At 62.0% G+C, this 16,797-nt stretch carries 11 protein-coding genes and 2 pseudogenes; 9 read left to right on the forward strand and 4 right to left on the reverse strand.

Features of this window, described 5'->3' with window-relative positions:
- The first annotated feature begins 92 nt into the window (after positions 1–92).
- Entirely contained in the window at positions 93–566 is a 474-nt protein-coding gene (locus ATY80_RS04980) for a VOC family protein (RefSeq protein ID WP_088691308.1), read from the forward strand.
- Positions 567–697: 131 nt separating this feature from the next.
- Here the strand turns inward: ATY80_RS04980 and ATY80_RS04985 are convergent.
- Positions 698–1,655: pseudogene (locus tag ATY80_RS04985) on the reverse strand (phytanoyl-CoA dioxygenase family protein).
- 365 nt (positions 1,656–2,020) lie between these two features.
- Here ATY80_RS04985 and ATY80_RS04990 point away from each other — a divergent pair.
- The gene (locus ATY80_RS04990; protein ID WP_088691309.1) at positions 2,021–2,392 is read left to right on the forward strand and encodes a hypothetical protein; all 372 of its coding nucleotides are present in this window, start codon (positions 2,021–2,023) and stop codon (positions 2,390–2,392) included.
- Positions 2,393–2,405: 13 nt separating this feature from the next.
- Here ATY80_RS04990 and ATY80_RS04995 read toward each other — a convergent pair whose 3' ends face one another.
- A complete protein-coding gene (locus tag ATY80_RS04995; RefSeq protein WP_088691310.1) occupies positions 2,406–3,689 on the reverse strand; it encodes a cystathionine gamma-synthase family protein in 1,284 nt (427 codons plus the stop codon).
- A gap of 120 nt (positions 3,690–3,809) precedes the next feature.
- Here ATY80_RS04995 and ATY80_RS05000 point away from each other — a divergent pair, with 120 nt between their 5' ends.
- The 6 genes and pseudogenes from ATY80_RS05000 to ATY80_RS05025 all read left to right on the forward strand — a co-directional run bounded on the left by ATY80_RS05000 (position 3,810) and on the right by ATY80_RS05025 (position 12,016).
- Complete coding sequence (locus ATY80_RS05000) at positions 3,810–4,268, forward strand: Lrp/AsnC family transcriptional regulator (RefSeq protein WP_088691311.1); 459 nt, start codon at positions 3,810–3,812, stop codon at positions 4,266–4,268.
- A gap of 311 nt (positions 4,269–4,579) precedes the next feature.
- A pseudogene (locus ATY80_RS05005) lies at positions 4,580–5,976 on the forward strand (sulfatase-like hydrolase/transferase).
- Positions 5,973–6,527, forward strand: coding sequence for a hypothetical protein (locus ATY80_RS29455; RefSeq protein WP_245306754.1), 555 nt, complete (start codon positions 5,973–5,975; stop codon positions 6,525–6,527). The pseudogene ATY80_RS05005 and the gene ATY80_RS29455 overlap by 4 nt, the downstream one beginning before the upstream one ends.
- Before the next feature lie 139 nt (positions 6,528–6,666).
- Positions 6,667–7,368: an SDR family NAD(P)-dependent oxidoreductase gene (locus ATY80_RS05015; RefSeq protein ID WP_088691312.1), complete on the forward strand. Its 702-nt coding sequence runs from the start codon at positions 6,667–6,669 to the stop codon at positions 7,366–7,368.
- Positions 7,369–7,699: 331 nt separating this feature from the next.
- On the forward strand, positions 7,700–11,494 hold the full coding sequence (locus ATY80_RS05020) for an SEL1-like repeat protein (protein ID WP_088691313.1): 3,795 nt from the start codon (positions 7,700–7,702) through the stop codon (positions 11,492–11,494).
- A gap of 306 nt (positions 11,495–11,800) precedes the next feature.
- Positions 11,801–12,016, forward strand: coding sequence for a hypothetical protein (locus ATY80_RS05025; RefSeq protein ID WP_088691314.1), 216 nt, complete (start codon positions 11,801–11,803; stop codon positions 12,014–12,016).
- A gap of 116 nt (positions 12,017–12,132) precedes the next feature.
- On the opposite strand, the gene ATY80_RS05030 is transcribed toward ATY80_RS05025, so the two are convergent.
- Positions 12,133–12,633: a MarR family transcriptional regulator gene (locus ATY80_RS05030; RefSeq protein WP_088691315.1), complete on the reverse strand. Its 501-nt coding sequence runs from the start codon at positions 12,631–12,633 to the stop codon at positions 12,133–12,135.
- Positions 12,634–12,686: 53 nt separating this feature from the next.
- Between ATY80_RS05030 and ATY80_RS05035 the strand changes: the two genes are divergently transcribed.
- Complete coding sequence (locus tag ATY80_RS05035; protein WP_088691316.1) at positions 12,687–13,091, forward strand: GFA family protein; 405 nt, start codon at positions 12,687–12,689, stop codon at positions 13,089–13,091.
- Between the two features lie 75 nt (positions 13,092–13,166).
- Here ATY80_RS05035 and ATY80_RS05040 read toward each other — a convergent pair whose 3' ends face one another.
- The gene (locus ATY80_RS05040) at positions 13,167–16,670 is read right to left on the reverse strand and encodes a PAS-domain containing protein (RefSeq protein WP_088691317.1); all 3,504 of its coding nucleotides are present in this window, start codon (positions 16,668–16,670) and stop codon (positions 13,167–13,169) included.
- Positions 16,671–16,797 lie beyond the last annotated feature (127 nt).

A 16,797-nucleotide genomic window follows, 5' to 3' on the forward strand; every position in this document is an offset into this window, starting at 1 on the left:
AAAATGATCCGCGCCGTTGTCGGAAAGAGCCGGGCCGGAACGTCCTCGAACTGTCGAACATTTCGTCAGAGCAGCAATGAGGAGGACAATCCATGCTTAAGGTGACGTCGAATCTCTGGTTCGAGAAGGATGTCCAGGAAGCCGTCGAATTCTATGTGGCGACGATTCCAAATTCGTCGAGGGGCCGCACGACCGTCCTTCCGGCCGAGACACCTAGCGGCCCTCCGGGCAGCGTCATCATCACCGAGTTCAAGCTCGGGAGCCAAGATTTCGTGGCCATGCAAGCCGGTCCGCTCGATGCCTTCAACCACGCCTTCTCAATCTCGGTACAGTGCGAGACGCAGGCGGAGATCGACAGGATCTGGAACGCCTTCCTTGACAACGGCGCGGCGGAGGAGCAGTGCGGCTGGCTGCGGGATCGCTGGGGCCTTTGCTGGCAGATCGTTCCGCGTGCGCTGATCGAGATGGTTGCCGATCCCGACCGGGAGCGCGCAAAGCGGGTTACCGAAGTCATGCTCGGCATGATCAAGCTCGATATCGCGCAACTGGAGCAGGCCTATCGGTAAGAGGCGGCGGCGACTATGGCCGTAGTGGGCCACGTCGGCTCACTGGGAATTCCTGGGAGCCGCTTCGGCCATGTGGTCGAGAATGGCTCCCTGGGGTTAAAGGCGCCGTGGCCTGCGGGCGAAGTGATCGCCTAACGTATCACGGGCTCTCCGTGATAGCGGCGTTTCGACGGTTTCGATACTCCAAATCCGGCTTCCATCATCAGGCGCGGCGTGTGCTTCGCCAGGGTTCCCATGTGGAAGCCGAAGGGGTCTTCGACAAAACCGGTACCGGCTTTCCCGGTCAGCGTGACGGCATTCTCTTCGCCGTAAAAGCCCAGGACCTCTTCCGATGGATGCCCGACGAGCAGCGTCAACTGGTGTTTCATGCGACGTCGGTTGTGGCTGCCCCGGACGTAGACATGCGGCCCAGCATCGGCGTCCACATCCGACAGATAGAAGAAGAATTTCAGCATTCGCCAATCATCGAGATCGAAATGGAACTTGAACGATGCCCGGCTTAGATCGGCTTCCGAAGCGGTCTTGGTCGGAAAGCTCCACCAGGTACGGGTTGTGATCAGCTTCGTTTCGCCGCCAAGACAATGCTTTGCCACGTTCAGAAGCAGCGGGTCCTTCTGCACGGCAAGCGCTGCCTCGCATCTTACAATCCGATCGAAATGATGGCCGCTCAATATCGTGCGCCCGAAGCGCTGCTCGGCTTCGGCATGCTCGCTGGCTAGAAATTCGATTCTCCGGTCGAAGTTGCCGAAGCACGGTGTCTCGTTGGCGAAGCGCGCAATTTCCTCTTGAACTGCTGTGGGGAGTGTCAGACCGGAAAAGATACCGGTTCTTCTCAGTTCCGCCGCGACGTCCGCCGCTTTTATCTCGCCGAACATCGACGGAGCATCGTCCACCACCGGTGGAACACGTTTGGCGGTGAGTGTGCCCGACGAAACGGTATCATTCGGGCGAAAAGGAACATCGGCAACCAGGTGGGGTTTTCCCTCAGATCCGTTTCAAATAGGTCGGAACGCGGGCGGCCATACGTCTAAAGGTCCCACCTGTGCGCGCTATGGTTTCCAGGTCTTTTGAGCTCGGCGTATCAAGCATCTAACATCCTTCTCGCGAAGATGGCTTCTTATGGCGTTTCCCCCCTGACGCTGGTCCAGACTAGACAGCTCACCGCAATGATGCAATGCAATATGAGGCCGTGTATATTCTAGAATAATTGATGTATCCCTTATTCTGGCAGTCATTGGTCCATGTCGAGTGCGGTGAAGCATTTGCACTGCGTCGGGCGAGTGTTGCGCTGGCCATCCGATAGTTCTTCCCGACGGCGCGTTATCTTGTCGCAGTGAATGGCCACCGCGGGGGAGGCCGAATCCTCCTCACAGCGCCCGCTACCGGTTGCTTCTGCGGCGGGACCGGCTACATTTCACAGGCAGACCGATGAAAGAGCTTGGAGGAGCGATTTTATGAGACGGATATGGCCGGAGGAGTTCAATTCCATTCTCGACGGAGCCGAGGAAGTCACGCTGGAACTGCCGGCGGTGGAGCACGAGGACGGCTCGCGCAGCGAAGCGGTCAGCCGCAAGGCACTGAAAGTCCGCATTTCAATGGATGACTATGAACGCATCTGGCCGCTCGCCGAGATGCGCTACCGTCTCGACGGCAAGATGGCCGGCAAGGCGATCACGCTGATCACCACCAGTCCGCACTATCATCGCTGGCACCCCGCCGATGGCGCCAGCGTCGACAATGTTTCCGACAGCGGCCGACACTACACGACGAAATATGTCGTCGTGCATTTCCTGCTCGACGATGTAAGGGAAACGGCGGCCGCCTGAGCCGCCACTAAAATCACGCGGCGTCCAGCGCCTGCTGCAGATCGGCGACGAGATCGTCCGGATGCTCGATGCCGATCGATAGGCGGATGGTTGATTCCAGGACGCCGATCCGTTGGCGAACGTCGGCCGGCACGCCGGAATGGGTCATCGTTGCCGGGTGGCTGGCAAGCGATTCCGTACCGCCCAGGCTGACCGCCAGCTTGAAGATCTGCAGGGCGTTCAGGAACTTGAAGGATGCGGGCTGGCCGCCTTTGATGTCGAAGGAGAAGGTCGATCCGGCGCCGCTGCACTGCGCCGCGAAGACGCGCCCGACTGGCGAATTGGCATCGTGATAGGGCAGGTAGTGAATCCCCTCGACCTTCGGGTGCTCGCGCAGGAAGTCGGCGACCACGCGGGCGTTGCTATCGGCTCGCTCCATGCGGATCTGCAGCGTTTCCAACGAACGGCCGAGCATCCAGCACGAATGCGGGTCAAGCTGCGTGCCGATGGCACCGCGCAGCGCCTTGACCTGCTTCATCACGGCCTTCGAGCCGAGTGCCGCACCGGCGATCAGATCCGAATGGCCGCCGACATACTTGGTCAGCGAATAGAGCGAGATATCGGCGCCGTGTTCGATCGGCCGCTGGAAGACGGGGCCAAGCAGCGTGTTGTCGCAAGCGATAATTGGCGTATGGCCCTGCTTCCGGCCGATCGCGTCGGCGACACGGCGGATCATTACGACGTCGACGAGGCTATTCGTCGGATTGGCTGGCGTCTCGACGAGGATGACAGACACGCGGCCCTTTGCCATGGCGTCTTCCGCAGCCGCCTGCACCGATGCCTCGCTGACGCCGTCTGCAAAGCCGACAGCCGCAACGCCGAGATTGAGAAACGTCCTTGCCAGCAGGGTTTCCGTTCCACCATAGAGCGGCTGGGAGTGGAGCACCGCATCACCAGGACGAACGAAGGCCAAGAGGGTCGTGGCGATCGCCGACATGCCGGACGAGAAGAGGGCGCAGCTTTCGGTACGCTCATAGACGGCAAGCCGGTCCTCGACGATCTCGCTGTTGGGATGATTGAAACGCGAATAGACGAGACCCGCACCCTTGCCGGCCGGTGGCTCCTTGCGGCCGGATACGTAGTCGAAGAAATCCCGGCCATCCTCGGCGGATTTGAAGACGAATGTCGACGTCAGGAATACCGGCGGCTTCACCGCCCCTTCCGACAGTTCCGGGTCGTAGCCATAATTCAGCATCTGCGTCTCGGGATGCAGCGCATGATTGCCGATATGAGTCTTGGAAGGGTGCGGTGCGGTCATTGTCGTCTCCTCGAGAGATGCCGTGATGCTCGCAAATTATATCAGAACGCGCGGGCTGTTCTTGCTATTTGCCGCGTCGCCATGCTCTCTTGAGCAACTTAGTGCGGAGAATGGCGAATTGTGACGCAGAAAATTGCTGACGATATGGACCGGAAGATCCTGAAAGAACTGATGGTCGATGCCCGCCTTCCGAACAACGAGCTTGCGGAACGCGTTGGGCTTTCCGCATCGGCCTGCCTGCGTCGCCTACGCCGGCTTGAGGACGCGGAGATTATCAAGGGCTACACCACGCTCGTCGATCCTGCCATCGACGGCTGGACGATGACGGCGCTGGCCTCCATTCGCCTCAGCCGCCAGCACGAGGACGAGATCGAGATGTTCGAGAGCGCCGTGCGCGAGTGGGACGAGGTACTCGAATGCCATCTGGTGACCGGGTCGCGCGACTACGTGCTGAAGGTGATGAGTTCGGGCCTCGAAGACTACGAGCGGTTCATCAAGGAAAAGATCGCCCGCCTGAAATGCGTCGATACGATCGAGACGAGCTTCGTGATGAATACGATCAAGGCGCGGCGGGTGTAGCCCCCGCGGCCCGGGCCGCTTTAAGATGCTAAACCGCAGCCGCCCCAGTCGACTTGTCACCATTCGCGCCTCTATTTCATTGGACCCAGATGCAGCGGGAATCGCTGACTGGGTACCCGCAGCAGAGGCATGTTTCAACACAAACATTGCAGCGCGGGCTGCAGGTGGGGATCGGGCTGCCGTCACTGCCTTTGGGGTTGTGGACCCAAAGGCAAGGCTCGACCTGGCTTCGCCCTCATGGTATATTAGAAACTTCTAATTGTGCGAGTTGTGCGAGAAATCCGGTTGCAACGCTTGAGGGGGCTGCCGAGATACCGATCGTTCGCAGTTTGCTTGCATGTGCGGGCTTCCTAGCTCTTGGTTGTGCCTCAGGATGGGCTCAACAGGTCACCGGTACTCCAGGTTCGCCCGAAGCCACCGCCACGATCACCGGAAAACAACTTCCACCGCCCGATCCGAATTTCGGCGGTGTGCGCCGAAAGGCGCCCCCAATGTGCTCCTGATCATGACGGACGACCAGGGTTTCGGTGCTCCGAGTACCTTTGGCGGTGTCATTCCTACGCCTGCGATGGATCGTATCGCCAAGCAGGGGCTGCGCTTCACCAATTTCCACTCCACGTCGCTCTGCTCGCCGACGCGGGCTGCCCTGATCACCGGGCGCAACCATCATTCGGTCGGCTTCGGCGTCGTCGGCGAATTAGCGACAGGGTATTCAGGGTACGATTCGATCATCCCCATCGAAAAGGGCACGATACTCAAGGAGAATGGATACGCTACCTCATGGTTCGGCAAGGACCACAGCACGCCGTACTATCAATCAAGCCAGGCTGGGCCGTTCAATCAGTGGCCGAACTGCATGGGCTTCGATTACTTCTATGGCTTCGTCGGCGGCGATGCCAGTCAGTGGCAGCCGAACCTCTTCCGCAACACAACCGCCATCTACCCCTTCGAAGGAAATCCCGGCTGGAACATGGAGACTGCAATGGCCGACGAGGCCATCGGCTACATCAAACAGCTCAAGGAGGTTGCTCCTGGCAAGCCCTGGCTCGTCTATTACGTGCCTGGTGCCACCCATGCGCCACACCACCCGACGCCGGAATGGATCAAGAAGATCGGCGACATGCACCTGTTCGACGACGACTGGAACAAGCTGCGCGAGACGATTTTCGGGACGGAATTCACCTATCCCGGGGAGTTGACCGGCGTGCCGGCCAGCGCCGCCCCTGATATTCTGAACAAGTCCTATACGATCACCGCCGACATCGAGATTCCCGAAGGCGGCGCGGATGGCATGATCGTCACGCAGGGCGGGCGCTTCGGCGGCTACGGTCTGTTCCTCAGCAGGGGGGACTTCGGCGTCGGCAGAGGCCGGGTCGTGTACCTCTACAACCTCCTCGACCTCAAGCGCACGATGTGGGAGGGGCCGGAACTCGAGGCCGGCAAGCACACCGTCGTCTTCGACTACAAAACGACCGGCACCGAACTTGGTACGGGTGGCACGGGCGTCCTCTCCGTCGACGGAAAGCAAGTGGCCACGAACTCCCTGGAGCACGGCATTCCGGTGACCTGCCCCGAGGACGAAACTTTTGACATCGGCCAAGGCACCCGCACCAGCGTGGAGCTGCTGGAGTATCGCTACGACACGCCGTTCAAGTTCACAGGCAAGATCGACAAGCTGACCTTCAAGCTAGGGAGGAGCAACCAATGAGCCTCAAGCACGCCATCAGCACCATAGCTGTAGCCGCGACACTCGGCGTTCTCATATCGTCGACGGCTTTGGCCGAAAATGCCATTACCGCGCCGGCGACGAAGTCCATCGGCACCGCCACGGGCCTGCGGCTACTATCTGCTGCCTCCGTGCTAGTGCTGCAGTGTCGCCTTGACCCGAGGTCCGAGAGGAGGATCGGCGTGATGAACAGGGCGCTGGCTGTCGCGGCCATCGGTGAAATCGTGACTGGCCTCGCGTTGGTGGCCATTCCCGCGCTCGTCGGTGAGTTATTGCTTGGGGAGGCGCTGGTGGGCGTGGCGGCGGCCGCCGCGCGCGTTGCAGGCCTCGCGCTGATCGGACTGGGGATCGCCTGCTGGCGGAGTCGGCCCCTCGAAGGCATGCTGTTCTACAGCGCGCTCGTGGCACTATATCTCGCCTATCTCGGCCTCGCCCATGGGCTGACGGGCGTCCTGCTTTGGCCAGCAGTCGTCCTGCATTTTGTCCTGTCGATCCTGCTCGCACGCGCTTGGCGTGGCGGCGCGATCGAGTGAGTGTCGGCGGATCATCCAAGCGAGCAGCACAAGCGCTTACCCGCAATTGGCTTCATATGCTGGTTCGCCTGGTATCCGCAGGCAAACACGACGGGTATTCTGAGCCGCAGGTTTCGGCGACAACGACCGGAGGACAGCCATGACCGAGTTTCCTTACAGTTCCGCTCTCATCGTCGGCGCAGGCCCGGGGCTCAGCGCCTCGCTTACGCGTCAGTTGAGCGAGCGCGGCGTCAAGGTTGCGCTGGCGGCGCGCAACACCGACAAGCTGAGCAAACTCGCCGGCGAAACCGGCGCGTTGACCTTTGCCGCGGATGCCGCGCAGCCAGCTTCCGTCGCCGCACTCTTTGACGACGTCGCGGCTGCGATGGGTGATCCCGATGTCGTCATCTATAACGCCAGTGGCCGCCTGCGCGGTCCTTTGGCGGAACTCGATCCAGCCGCCGTCGAACAGGCAATCGCCATCAGCGCCTACGGGGGCTTCCTGGTCAGCCAGCAGGCCGCAAGGCGCATGCTTCCGCATGGGCGCGGCGCGATCCTGTTTACCGGGGCGACGGCGAGCATCAAGGGATATGCCCAGTCGGCCGCGTTCGCCATGGGCAAGTTTGCGCTTCGCGGTCTTGCCCAGAGCGCTGCCCGTGAGCTCGGGCCAAAGGGCATTCACGTCGCCCATTTCATCATCGACGGTGGAATCCGTTCGGAGATGCGCCGGGAAGACCCGACCAAGCCGGATGCGACGCTCGATCCTGACGCCATCGCGCAGACCTATATCAATGTGCTCCTGCAACACCGGAGCGCCTGGTCGCAGGAAATCGAGGTGCGGCCGTGGACGGAATCCTTCTGATATCCGCCTAACATGCCGCTGGACGCGCGCGGAGCGCTTGCGGCCCGTTTCAGCACGGAAACGGCTGAAAATACTGAAAAGTTAAAAAAATCTCACGCCGATTAACGGGTTGTTTACCACGTTTCATGAAAGGTGCTGTCTGAGCATTGGCGACTTGCATTCCTTTTTTCAGTCTCGCGTTTCATGGAATGCCGCTACGCCGCACAGGTTGAGGAAAGTCTAATTGATTATCCCTTCATGAACGGTGCTCACGTCCGCATCTCGATGCGGCGCTGACGGAAGCCAATGATCGGCCCTGACGAGGGTTCGGACAGATGAAGCGAGCAAGAAAATGAACGGATCGCGATCAAATTCCCCACGGCACTCCGACAGGGCGTCGCTCGATGCGCTGAACCGCACCATCGAAGGTCTGGAAGCGAGGATCGAGGGTTTGATGGGCGCGAGCGCTCGCGACCAGCGCCAGCGCGCCCCGTCGCCGGAGCGCGAGGCCTACGCTGATCCCTATGCCGGCCGCGCACCCTATGGCGCTGAAGCCCGGCCGGATCCTTTCGCCGAAATTCGCCAGCGCCAGCGCGTTCTGGAGGCAAGCCGGGAACGCCCTGTAGTGCACGAGCCCGTATCACATACGCGCGAGCAGCCGGCCCCATCGCGCGCGCCGCTTCCGGTTGCCGAACGCGCACTGCGTCCGGCCGATCCAAAGCCGGCCTATCGCGCCGCAGACGACACCATGACCGAGATCGCTCAGGCGCTCGTCAATCTTCGTCAGGACCTGAAACGCGACATCTCCGATGGTGTGACGCGGGAAATGAACGCGCTGCGCGAGGAGATCCGCAGCATCAAGGTCGGTGCCGAAGACCGCCGCTTCGCCGATGACATTCGCGCCGATATGGGCCGTCTCGCCAGCAGCATCGACCAGCTTGCCGGTCGCTCCAATGCGCCCGAAGCGCAAGGGTTGCGCGGCGAGTTCGAAGAGCTGCGCTCGCTGATGGACGGGCTCGCGCGCGAAGATTCAATCCGCCATATGGAGACGCGCTGGGACGGCTTCGAGAACCAGCTGCATGCGCTCGATACGGCGGGCCTGCAGGAAGAGCTGGTGGCGCTTGCCTACCGGCTCGACGACATCAAGCGCCATATCGGCGGCTTGGGCGAAAGCCCGGCCGTGCGGGCGCTGGAAGACAAGCTTCTCTCTATCGCGACGGCGATGGAGCAGTTTGGCACGATGATCCAGCCGCATGATCGGGCGATGGCCGAGCAGTTTGCGGCGGTCGATAGCCGGCTCGACGAAATCAGCCGCGCCATTGCGGCAACCGGCCGCGCTGCCACCAGCGGCGATCCCGCCATGATGCATCGCCTCGAAGGCCGCCTGAACGCCTTGGGCGAGCAGATCGACATGATGGGCCATAGCGTCGCGAGCCGCGCAGTTCCGACCGATGCCATGGCGGATCGGCTCGAAACGCTGACGCTGCGCGTCGAGGAACTCGCCAACGCCGAGGCCGCCTCGCGCCTCGACGAACGCCTGGAGCATCTGTCCTACCTGCTCGAGCGAAGCCACAAGGCCGCGCCGCAACCGGAACTGACCGGCGCGCTTGCCGACATCTCGCGCAAGATCGATGCGCTCGAGGTCGGCTCGGTCAACGATGCGCTGGCGCAGCGCCTGGACTATCTCGCACGCCGCATCGACGAAATGGATTTCCAGCCGCTTCAACCTGTCGCCGCTCCCGCGGACGATAGCGCCATCCGTCGCATCGAAAGCCGGCTCGGCGATATCGCCGCACGCCTTGAGGAAAGCACCGCCGCGCCGGCGGCCGATTCCTATGCGCTGAAGAACCTTGAAGACCAGATCGCAAACCTCTCGGCCCTGATGAGCGAGCCGCGGCCCGCAGCCGAGTTGCCGCTGGATTTCGACCGCCGCATGGGTGCGATCGAAGACTACATGGCGACCAGCGACGAATATATCATCGAGGCCGCCCGCCAGGCGGCGGAAGCGGTGGTCGAAGCCTATGCGAGAAGCGGCGTCTTCCAGGGCGGTGCGCCGGCCGCAGCCGACATGTCTGCGCTCACTGCGCTTGCCGAAGATCTCCGCCAGCTTGAGGACCTCAGCCGCAGCAGCGAGGAGCGCACGCACAAGACCTTCCAGGCCCTGCACGAAACACTGGTCCAGATCGCCGAGCGATTGGACACGATGGAAGATCGCGCCGCCGCAAGGCCTGCGCCGAGAATGCCGAGCGCCGATGTCGATTTCGCGGTCGATACCTACGCGATGATGCAGGCCGGTACCGAGGACGCGCAGAGACCGGCGGTGTTCGGAACCCGCGCCCCTGCAGGCCACCAGCCAGAGGTCACCGAGCAAGCGCTGGCCATACCGGTTATGGCTGCGACCGATACCAGCGTGGTCGCCATTGAGGCGGCGACGAAGCCTGTCGCATCCGCCGATGCCTCAAAGAGCAGCCTCCTTGCGAGCCTCGGCAAGCGTCTGCTGCCAAGCAAAAAGGTGAAGGCGGAAACCACTGCCGCCGAGCGCACTGTGATCGATCCGGCTCCATCCATCGATCCCGTCGATGTGATGCCGCCCGAAGCCGCCAATGAGCCGCTGGAGCCGGGCTCGGGTGCGCCCGATGTCAAGAAAATCCTGGAACGCGTGCGCGCCAGCCAGAACGCTGCGCGAACGAACGCCAAGCCCGCAACGGAAAACGAGCGCGCCGACTACATTGCCGCCGCCCGCCGCGCCGCGCAGGCCGCGGCAATGGAGACCGAACCCGGCGCCAAGCCGCAGCCCGCCAAAGCCGACAAGAAGGCAAAGGTTAAGGATTCGACCAAGGGAGGCGCCTTCTCGCGCTTCCGCCGTCCGATCCTGCTTGCCGTCGGCGCCGTGCTTCTGGCGATCATGGCGTTTCCGCTCGCACGCACGCTGACGAGCGGTGAGCCGGCGCCGTCCGCCGAAGTTGCCGTGCTGACGGATACATCAAGCAATTCGCTGCCGCCCGACAGCGAAACCGCGCCGGACCAAGTCGCTGCAATCGCTCCGGAAGTCCCGGCTGCAGCGGCCCCTGTCGCGCCGATGACGAGCAGCGATCAGGCACCCGCACCGGCAGCACCCGACCATCTGACTGCGACCGCGCCGCTGAACGGTGACGCGGCGGCGCCGCTTGCGCCTTCCGGCGCTCCTCAGGACGCCTCCGGTTTCGTTGCCAAGGATACTGCGCCGATTGCGGCTGGAGTGGCCACCACACCGACCGCGGAAACGGCAAGCATTGCCGTCCCGGATACGGTGCAGCCGAAGTCACTCGCCGATGCAGCCAAGAGCGGCGATCCGCTGGCACTCTTCGAAATTGGTGCCCGCTATAGCGAGGGCCGTGCCGGTGTCGCCGTCGATGCGAAGGAAGCGGCAAATTGGTATCAGCTCGCCGCAAACAAGGGCTTCGCGCCGGCCGAATATCGTCTCGGCAACATTTACGAGAAGGGCACGGGCGTCGGACGCGATATCGCCAAGGCGACGCAATATTACGAACAGGCCGCCAACCAGGGCAATGCCAGTGCGATGCACAATCTCGCCGTGCTCTACGCGTCCGGTGCGCTCGGCCAGCAGGACTACAAGGTGGCGGCGGACTGGTTCATCAAGGCGGCCGACCTCGGCGTTACCGACAGCCAGTTCAATCTGGCGATCCTCTGCGCTCGCGGCAATGGGGTCACGCAGGATCTGACCGAATCCTACAAGTGGTTCGCGGTTGCGGCCAAGGGCGGTGACAAGGACGCGGCACAGAAGCGCGACGAAGTTGCCAACGCGATGAAGCCGGACCAGCTGGAAAAGGCGCGTGCCAAGGCAGACCTCTGGAAGGCCGCGCCGCTCGACAGCAAGGCGAACGGCGTCGACGTTCCGGATGAATGGGTCGGCAATGCCACCAAGACCTCGACGGTCGACATGAAGAGAGCGATCCGCAACATCCAGGCGATTCTCAACAACAACGGCTTCGACGCCGGCCAGCCGGACGGCGAGATGGGCGCGAAGACCGTTGCGGCGATCAAGAGCTTCCAGAAGTCGATCGGCCAGGAGCCGAGCGGCAAGATCAACGATGTTACGGTGAAGGCCCTCTTGGATCGCAACAAGGGCCCGGCCACGAAAGTCTGATTGCGGCGCCCTCCCGGTCTTCCGTGCGCTTACGGGCGATCGATAAAAATGCGCGCCGTGGTGTGTGCAGGTCCGTGCAAGCTTCGCCGAATATTTTTGAGCAGAGCCCGGACTCAGTTGTGCGGGCTCAGAGGTAGTGCGGTTGTATCTATCGCAGCTCAAGAAGAATTTCGCATTGCGCGCGTATTCTTCGGAAAATGTTATTTGCGAAATATTGCAACTGTGATTCTTCTTGCTGTGTAAGCGCTCTGCGTATCGTGATTCGGTGAATGTCGTTGATGCTGAATGATTTGGCGGAGATTCCGAATGATAAGTCTTGATATTGAAAGCTGGGCGCTGACGCGAGCTCACCATATCGTCCTGAACGAAGGATTGAATCTTGCGAAGGCGGCGCAGGATCTGGATCGCAAGCGCTCGCGCACACTGGTTTACGAGCTTCAGAAGGTCATAGCCGCCGCAATCCTCGAAGCGCATGCAGCCAATGTCAGTTCCAATGGGGCGCAGGCCGTCCAGGGAACCTGATACCGCGTTGCTCTATGTACTGTAGCCTCCGGCTTAGGGGCCACCCCGCGATTGCTCGCGTCCTTTAGCAGATATCATAAGCTACTTGCTTCAGGCCGATCGGCGCCATAGCCGGCCTATGCCTTGCCAGTTTCCGTGTCGAGGGTTTCGATCACTCTGGTCATGACGGCCAGGGCTGCCTCCATCTCGGCGACGGCAAATGACTGCCCGAGCCTGTCGGCCCACTCCGCCTGCGCTGTCTCGATCGCGGCGAGGCGGGATTCGCCTTCCTCCGTCAATTTTACCAGTTTGGCGCGCTGATGCTGCGGGTTATCGACATAGCTGATCAGCCCGTCGCCTTCGAGTGCATCCGCCAGCCGTTGCACGCCCTGTCGGGCGACCCCGAGCAGGCGCGCAATCTGCGCGACGGAATGCGCGCCACTTCGCGCACCGGCAAGTACCTGCCAGCGGGCGCTCGTCTGTCCGGCGGGCTTCGCCAACTCGTCGCCGGCGGCGGTCAACCGGCCTGCGAGCCGCAGCGCAGCGATGGTGAACAGCGAGAAGGCATCGCCTTCGGCGGTCCGTCTCGGGCGGTTTTGTTTGACAATATGTTGTCGTATTGGTATTTCATCGGTCATGACAACATATTGTCATGACGATTGACCATTGCAAAGGGCGGAGGAGGAAATCCATGAAGAAAACCTACACGGGCAGCTGCCATTGCGGCAAAATCCGCTACGAGGTCGATGCCGATCTCCAGGCCGGCACCGGCCGCTGCAATTGCACCGTCTGCGGCAAGCGGCGCTATTGGGGCGCGGTCGTGAAGCCCGAGGATTTCCGTCTGCTGTGCGAGGAGACGGCGGCCGCTGACTATCAGTTCGCAACGATGAGCGGCCATCACCGCTTCTGCCCGACATGCGGCCTTCATGCCTATGGGCATGGTCAAATTCCAGAGATTGGCGGAGACTATGTTTCGATCAACATCGCCTGCCTTGATGACATATCGCCCGAAGAGCTTGCGGCTCTGCCGGTTCGCTATATGGACGGGCGTCACGACAACTGGTGGAACGAACCCGCGGTGACGAGCTACCTTTAACTCAGACCGGCAGCCGCGCAGCGCTACTGCGTTCGGCGACTTGCGATCCCGGGGTCCTGACGACGGACGGGAATGTCACTCCGCCGCTGCACGCTTCTGAGCGGAAATCTGCGTAATGTAGGCCCTCAGCGCCGCCGGGCGGACCGGTTTGTGCTGGAGGCCGATGCCGTGCCGCTCGACTTCGGCGCGGACTTCCGGCGTGCGATCCGCGGTGACGATCAGCGCTGGAATGAACGCCATGAACCGCTCTCGGAGCGTCAGGATGGCCGAAACGCCGGTGCCGTCGCCAAGGTGATAGTCCGCGATAACAAGGTCGGGCGGCGCCTGGCGCGCATCGAGTGCGTCGATCTCTGCCAGCGAGCCCAGGCATCGAACTTCGCAGCCCCAGCCGCTGATCAGGAGCTGCATACCTTCCAAAATATGCAGTTCGTTGTCGACGCAGAGGACCTTCAGCCCCTTGAGGTTCTGCGCTGAATGTTCCACCGTTTGAGCAACACCCAACCGCTCGGGAAGTCGCGACGCGTCGCGCGGCATGATGATGCGGAAATCCGTGCCCTTGCCGTGTGTCGAGTGCAATTCCACCGGATGGTTGAGGACGCGCGCGATGCGATCGACGATTGAAAGGCCAAGGCCGAGCCCCGAGGCTGTTTTGGCGCCTTCGTCGAGGCGGGCGAATTCCTTGAAGACGGTCCGGAACTTCGACGGCGGAATTCCGATCCCCGAATCCATCACCTGAATGACGACCTGGTGTCCGCGCCGGCGCGCACCGACCAGCACCTTGCCGTCGATCGTGTATTTGATCGCGTTGGAGACCAGATTTTGCACGAGGCGGCGCAGCAGGTTGGGGTCGGAGCGAACCCGCAGCGAGGTCGGCATCACCACCAGCTTCAGCCTTTTCTCGCGGGCGATCGGTGCGAAATCGGTCTGGATACGCTCCAGCAGATCGGAGAGGGGCACGGAGGCGAGGCGTGGCCGCATGGCCCCGGTATCGAGCCGCGAAATATCGAGCACGGCGCCAAGGATGGTCTCGACCGATTCCAGCGCGGAATCGATATTGCGGACGATGGCGCTGCTTTCGGATTGGCCCATGCGCTCGACCAGCGCCGAGGAATAGAGCCGGGCGGCATTGAGCGGTTGCAGGATGTCGTGGCCGGCGGCGGCGAAGAACCGTGTCTTGCCGAGATTGGCCTCGTCAGCCGCAGCCCGCGCCTCGCCGAGTTCGTGGTTGACGCGGGTGAGCTCTGCCGTGCGCTCGACGACGCGCTGTTCCAGCGTTTCATTCGCCTGCTTCAATGCCCGGTCGGCGGCGACCCGCTGGGTGATGTCGGTGAAAGTCGCAACGATGCCCTTATCAGGCATGGCATTGGATCGCACTTCGATGATGCGCTCGCCACCGCCAAGCACCAGCGCGAAGGGCTTGTCCAGCGTCAGGAAATGCCGGACTGTCTGGTTGACGTCGCCGGCCGCAATGTCGCCGCGCTGGCTGAGGATCGCCACGATGTCGGCCAGCGGGAAGCCGACTTGTCCAGTATTCTCCGGCAGATCAAGCAATTGCCGGAAACGCCGGTTCCAGATCGTCAGGTTGTTCGAGCTGTCGAACACCGCGATGCCCTGGTCCATCTGCGAAAGCGCAGTCTGCAGCATGTCCTGGTTATATTGCAGTGCCTCGCTCGCCTGGTCGAGCAGCCAGGCGGTATCGGCGGAGGCGTCCTCCACCTTCTGGAGGATCAGCGACAAGACGAGCCGGGCGGACGAGGACCCGATGGCGCTGCCGAGCAGCTGTTCGGTAAAGTGGATCAGCGCCATGTCGGCCGGCTGATCATCTTCCAGATCGCGGCCAGAATTTTGCTGATAGGTCTGGAACGAGCGCTCCATGCGCTCTTCGCCAAGATAGCGGGAGACCGTCGCCTTCAAATCGCCGACGCTGATACGGGTCTTCCAGCCGCGCGTGGCAAACTGCGAGCGGGATTGCCGCTTGACGAAGATTCCGGCCTGGATGCGTTCGAGCGGTCGTGCATTACGGGTCACCGAACCGATAATGAAGAAGGCCGTGTTGACAAGCAGGCTCATCACCGTGGCGTTGACCAGCGGATCGGCAGCGTTGCCAGTGAAGACCGTCGTACCCGGAAAGATGAAGCCGAGAACGGCGCTTGCGACGCCCGAATAGTCCGGCCCGCCAAGCGAAGGCAGGAACAGCAGGTAGACCCAGATCACGAAACCCGACGTGAGCCCCAGGATGGCGCCGCGTGCATTGGCCCGCCGCCAGACCAGGCCGCCGAACAGGGCAGGGGCCATCTGCGCAATCGCGGCGAAGGAGAGCAAGCCGATCGAGGCGAGCCCCGCTGTGCTGTCGGTTGAGCGATAATAGGCGTAGCCGAGCAGCAGCACGGCGAAGATCGCGCTGCGCCGTATGTTGAGCAGCGTCTTGGCGAAGTCGCTGCGCTGCCCTGTGCGATCGGTCAGCTTCCGGTGCAGGAAGATCGGCATGATGATGTCGTTCGACACCATGATCGAGAGCGCGACGGACGCGACGATCACCATGGCCGTCGCCGCCGAAAAGCCGCCGATGAAGGTAATCAGCGAGACGACGGGCATCGGCCCCGCGAGCGGTAGCGAAAGCACGTAGAGGTCGGCACTGCCGCTGCCGCCGAAGGTCAGCAGGCCACCGATTGCCACCGGCAGTACGAAGAGATTGATGACTATCAGATAGAGAGGGAAGAGGAAGCCGGCGAGCCGAAGTTCCCGTGCGGTTCTGTTCTCGACAACCGTGACGTGGAATTGTCGCGGCAGCATGATGATCGCGAAGGCCGATAGCAGCGTCAGCGCGATCCAGCGGCTGATCGGCGTCTTGTAGTGCACAGCCGAGAGCACAAGCTGGTTTTCGCTCGCCTTTTGCCAGAGGTCGAGAGGACCGTCGAACAGGAACCAGATCACGCAGATGCCGGCCGTGAGAAAGGCAAAAAGCTTGACCACGGACTCCATGGCGACGGCGAGGATCAATCCATCCTGGTGCTCCGTCGCATCCGTATGGCGTGTGCCGAACATGATTGCGAAGCAGGCCAGCACGAGCGTCACGAGCAGCGGCAGGTCGAGAAAATAGAGATTGCCGCTGCCGATGCCGTAGTCCGACGGGTTGAGCATCGCCGTCATGGTGCTCGACACCGATTTCAGCTGCAGCGCGATATAGGGGATGGCGCCGACCAGCGAGATCAGCGCCACGATGGTCGCGACCGCGGGGTTCTTGCCGTAGCGCGCGGAAATGAAATCGGCAACCGACGTCAGCTTCTCGGCTTTGGCAAGCTCGGTGATCCGTCGCAGCACGGGCATGCCGAGCGTGAAGACGAGGATGGGGCCGATATAGATGCCGAGGAATTCCAGCCCGCGCTGCGATGCCAGCCCGACGCTGCCGAAATAGGTCCAGGATGTGCAGTAGATCGCGAGGCTGAGCGCATAGACGGCCGGGCGGCCGCCGGCCGGCGTACCGAACATTCGCCGTCTGCGGTCGCCATGGCTCGCCACTGCGAAAAGCAGGAGCAGATAGCCGAACGCGGATGCAATTATGACCCAACCTGGCAGCATCGAACCTCCACCGGCACCACGCGCCGGTCCTCACGGAGCACCAAGACTAAGGCAATTCCCAAAGTTTGAACATCGGGCGGGCTCTAGGCCTTAAGTCAAAGACGTTCGAAGGCTGTCGATAATTGAT

Source organism: Rhizobium sp. R711, assembly GCF_002211365.1.
Classification (GTDB): domain Bacteria; phylum Pseudomonadota; class Alphaproteobacteria; order Rhizobiales; family Rhizobiaceae; genus Rhizobium.

Bases quoted from the DNA above. Each gene is read 5' to 3' on its own strand.
- ATY80_RS04980 (WP_088691308.1), top strand. From the start codon at position 93: ATGCTTAAGGTGACGTCGAATCTCTGGTTCGAGAAGGATGTCCAGGAA.
- ATY80_RS04990 (WP_088691309.1), top strand. From the start codon at position 2,021: ATGAGACGGATATGGCCGGAGGAGTTCAATTCCATTCTCGACGGAGCC.
- ATY80_RS04995 (WP_088691310.1), bottom strand. From the start codon at position 3,689: ATGACCGCACCGCACCCTTCCAAGACTCATATCGGCAATCATGCGCTG.
- ATY80_RS29455 (WP_245306754.1), top strand. From the start codon at position 5,973: ATGAGCCTCAAGCACGCCATCAGCACCATAGCTGTAGCCGCGACACTC.
- ATY80_RS05015 (WP_088691312.1), top strand. From the start codon at position 6,667: ATGACCGAGTTTCCTTACAGTTCCGCTCTCATCGTCGGCGCAGGCCCG.
- ATY80_RS05020 (WP_088691313.1), top strand. From the start codon at position 7,700: ATGAACGGATCGCGATCAAATTCCCCACGGCACTCCGACAGGGCGTCG.
- ATY80_RS05025 (WP_088691314.1), top strand. From the start codon at position 11,801: ATGATAAGTCTTGATATTGAAAGCTGGGCGCTGACGCGAGCTCACCAT.
- ATY80_RS05030 (WP_088691315.1), bottom strand. From the start codon at position 12,633: ATGACCGATGAAATACCAATACGACAACATATTGTCAAACAAAACCGC.
- ATY80_RS05035 (WP_088691316.1), top strand. From the start codon at position 12,687: ATGAAGAAAACCTACACGGGCAGCTGCCATTGCGGCAAAATCCGCTAC.
- ATY80_RS05040 (WP_088691317.1), bottom strand. From the start codon at position 16,670: ATGCTGCCAGGTTGGGTCATAATTGCATCCGCGTTCGGCTATCTGCTC.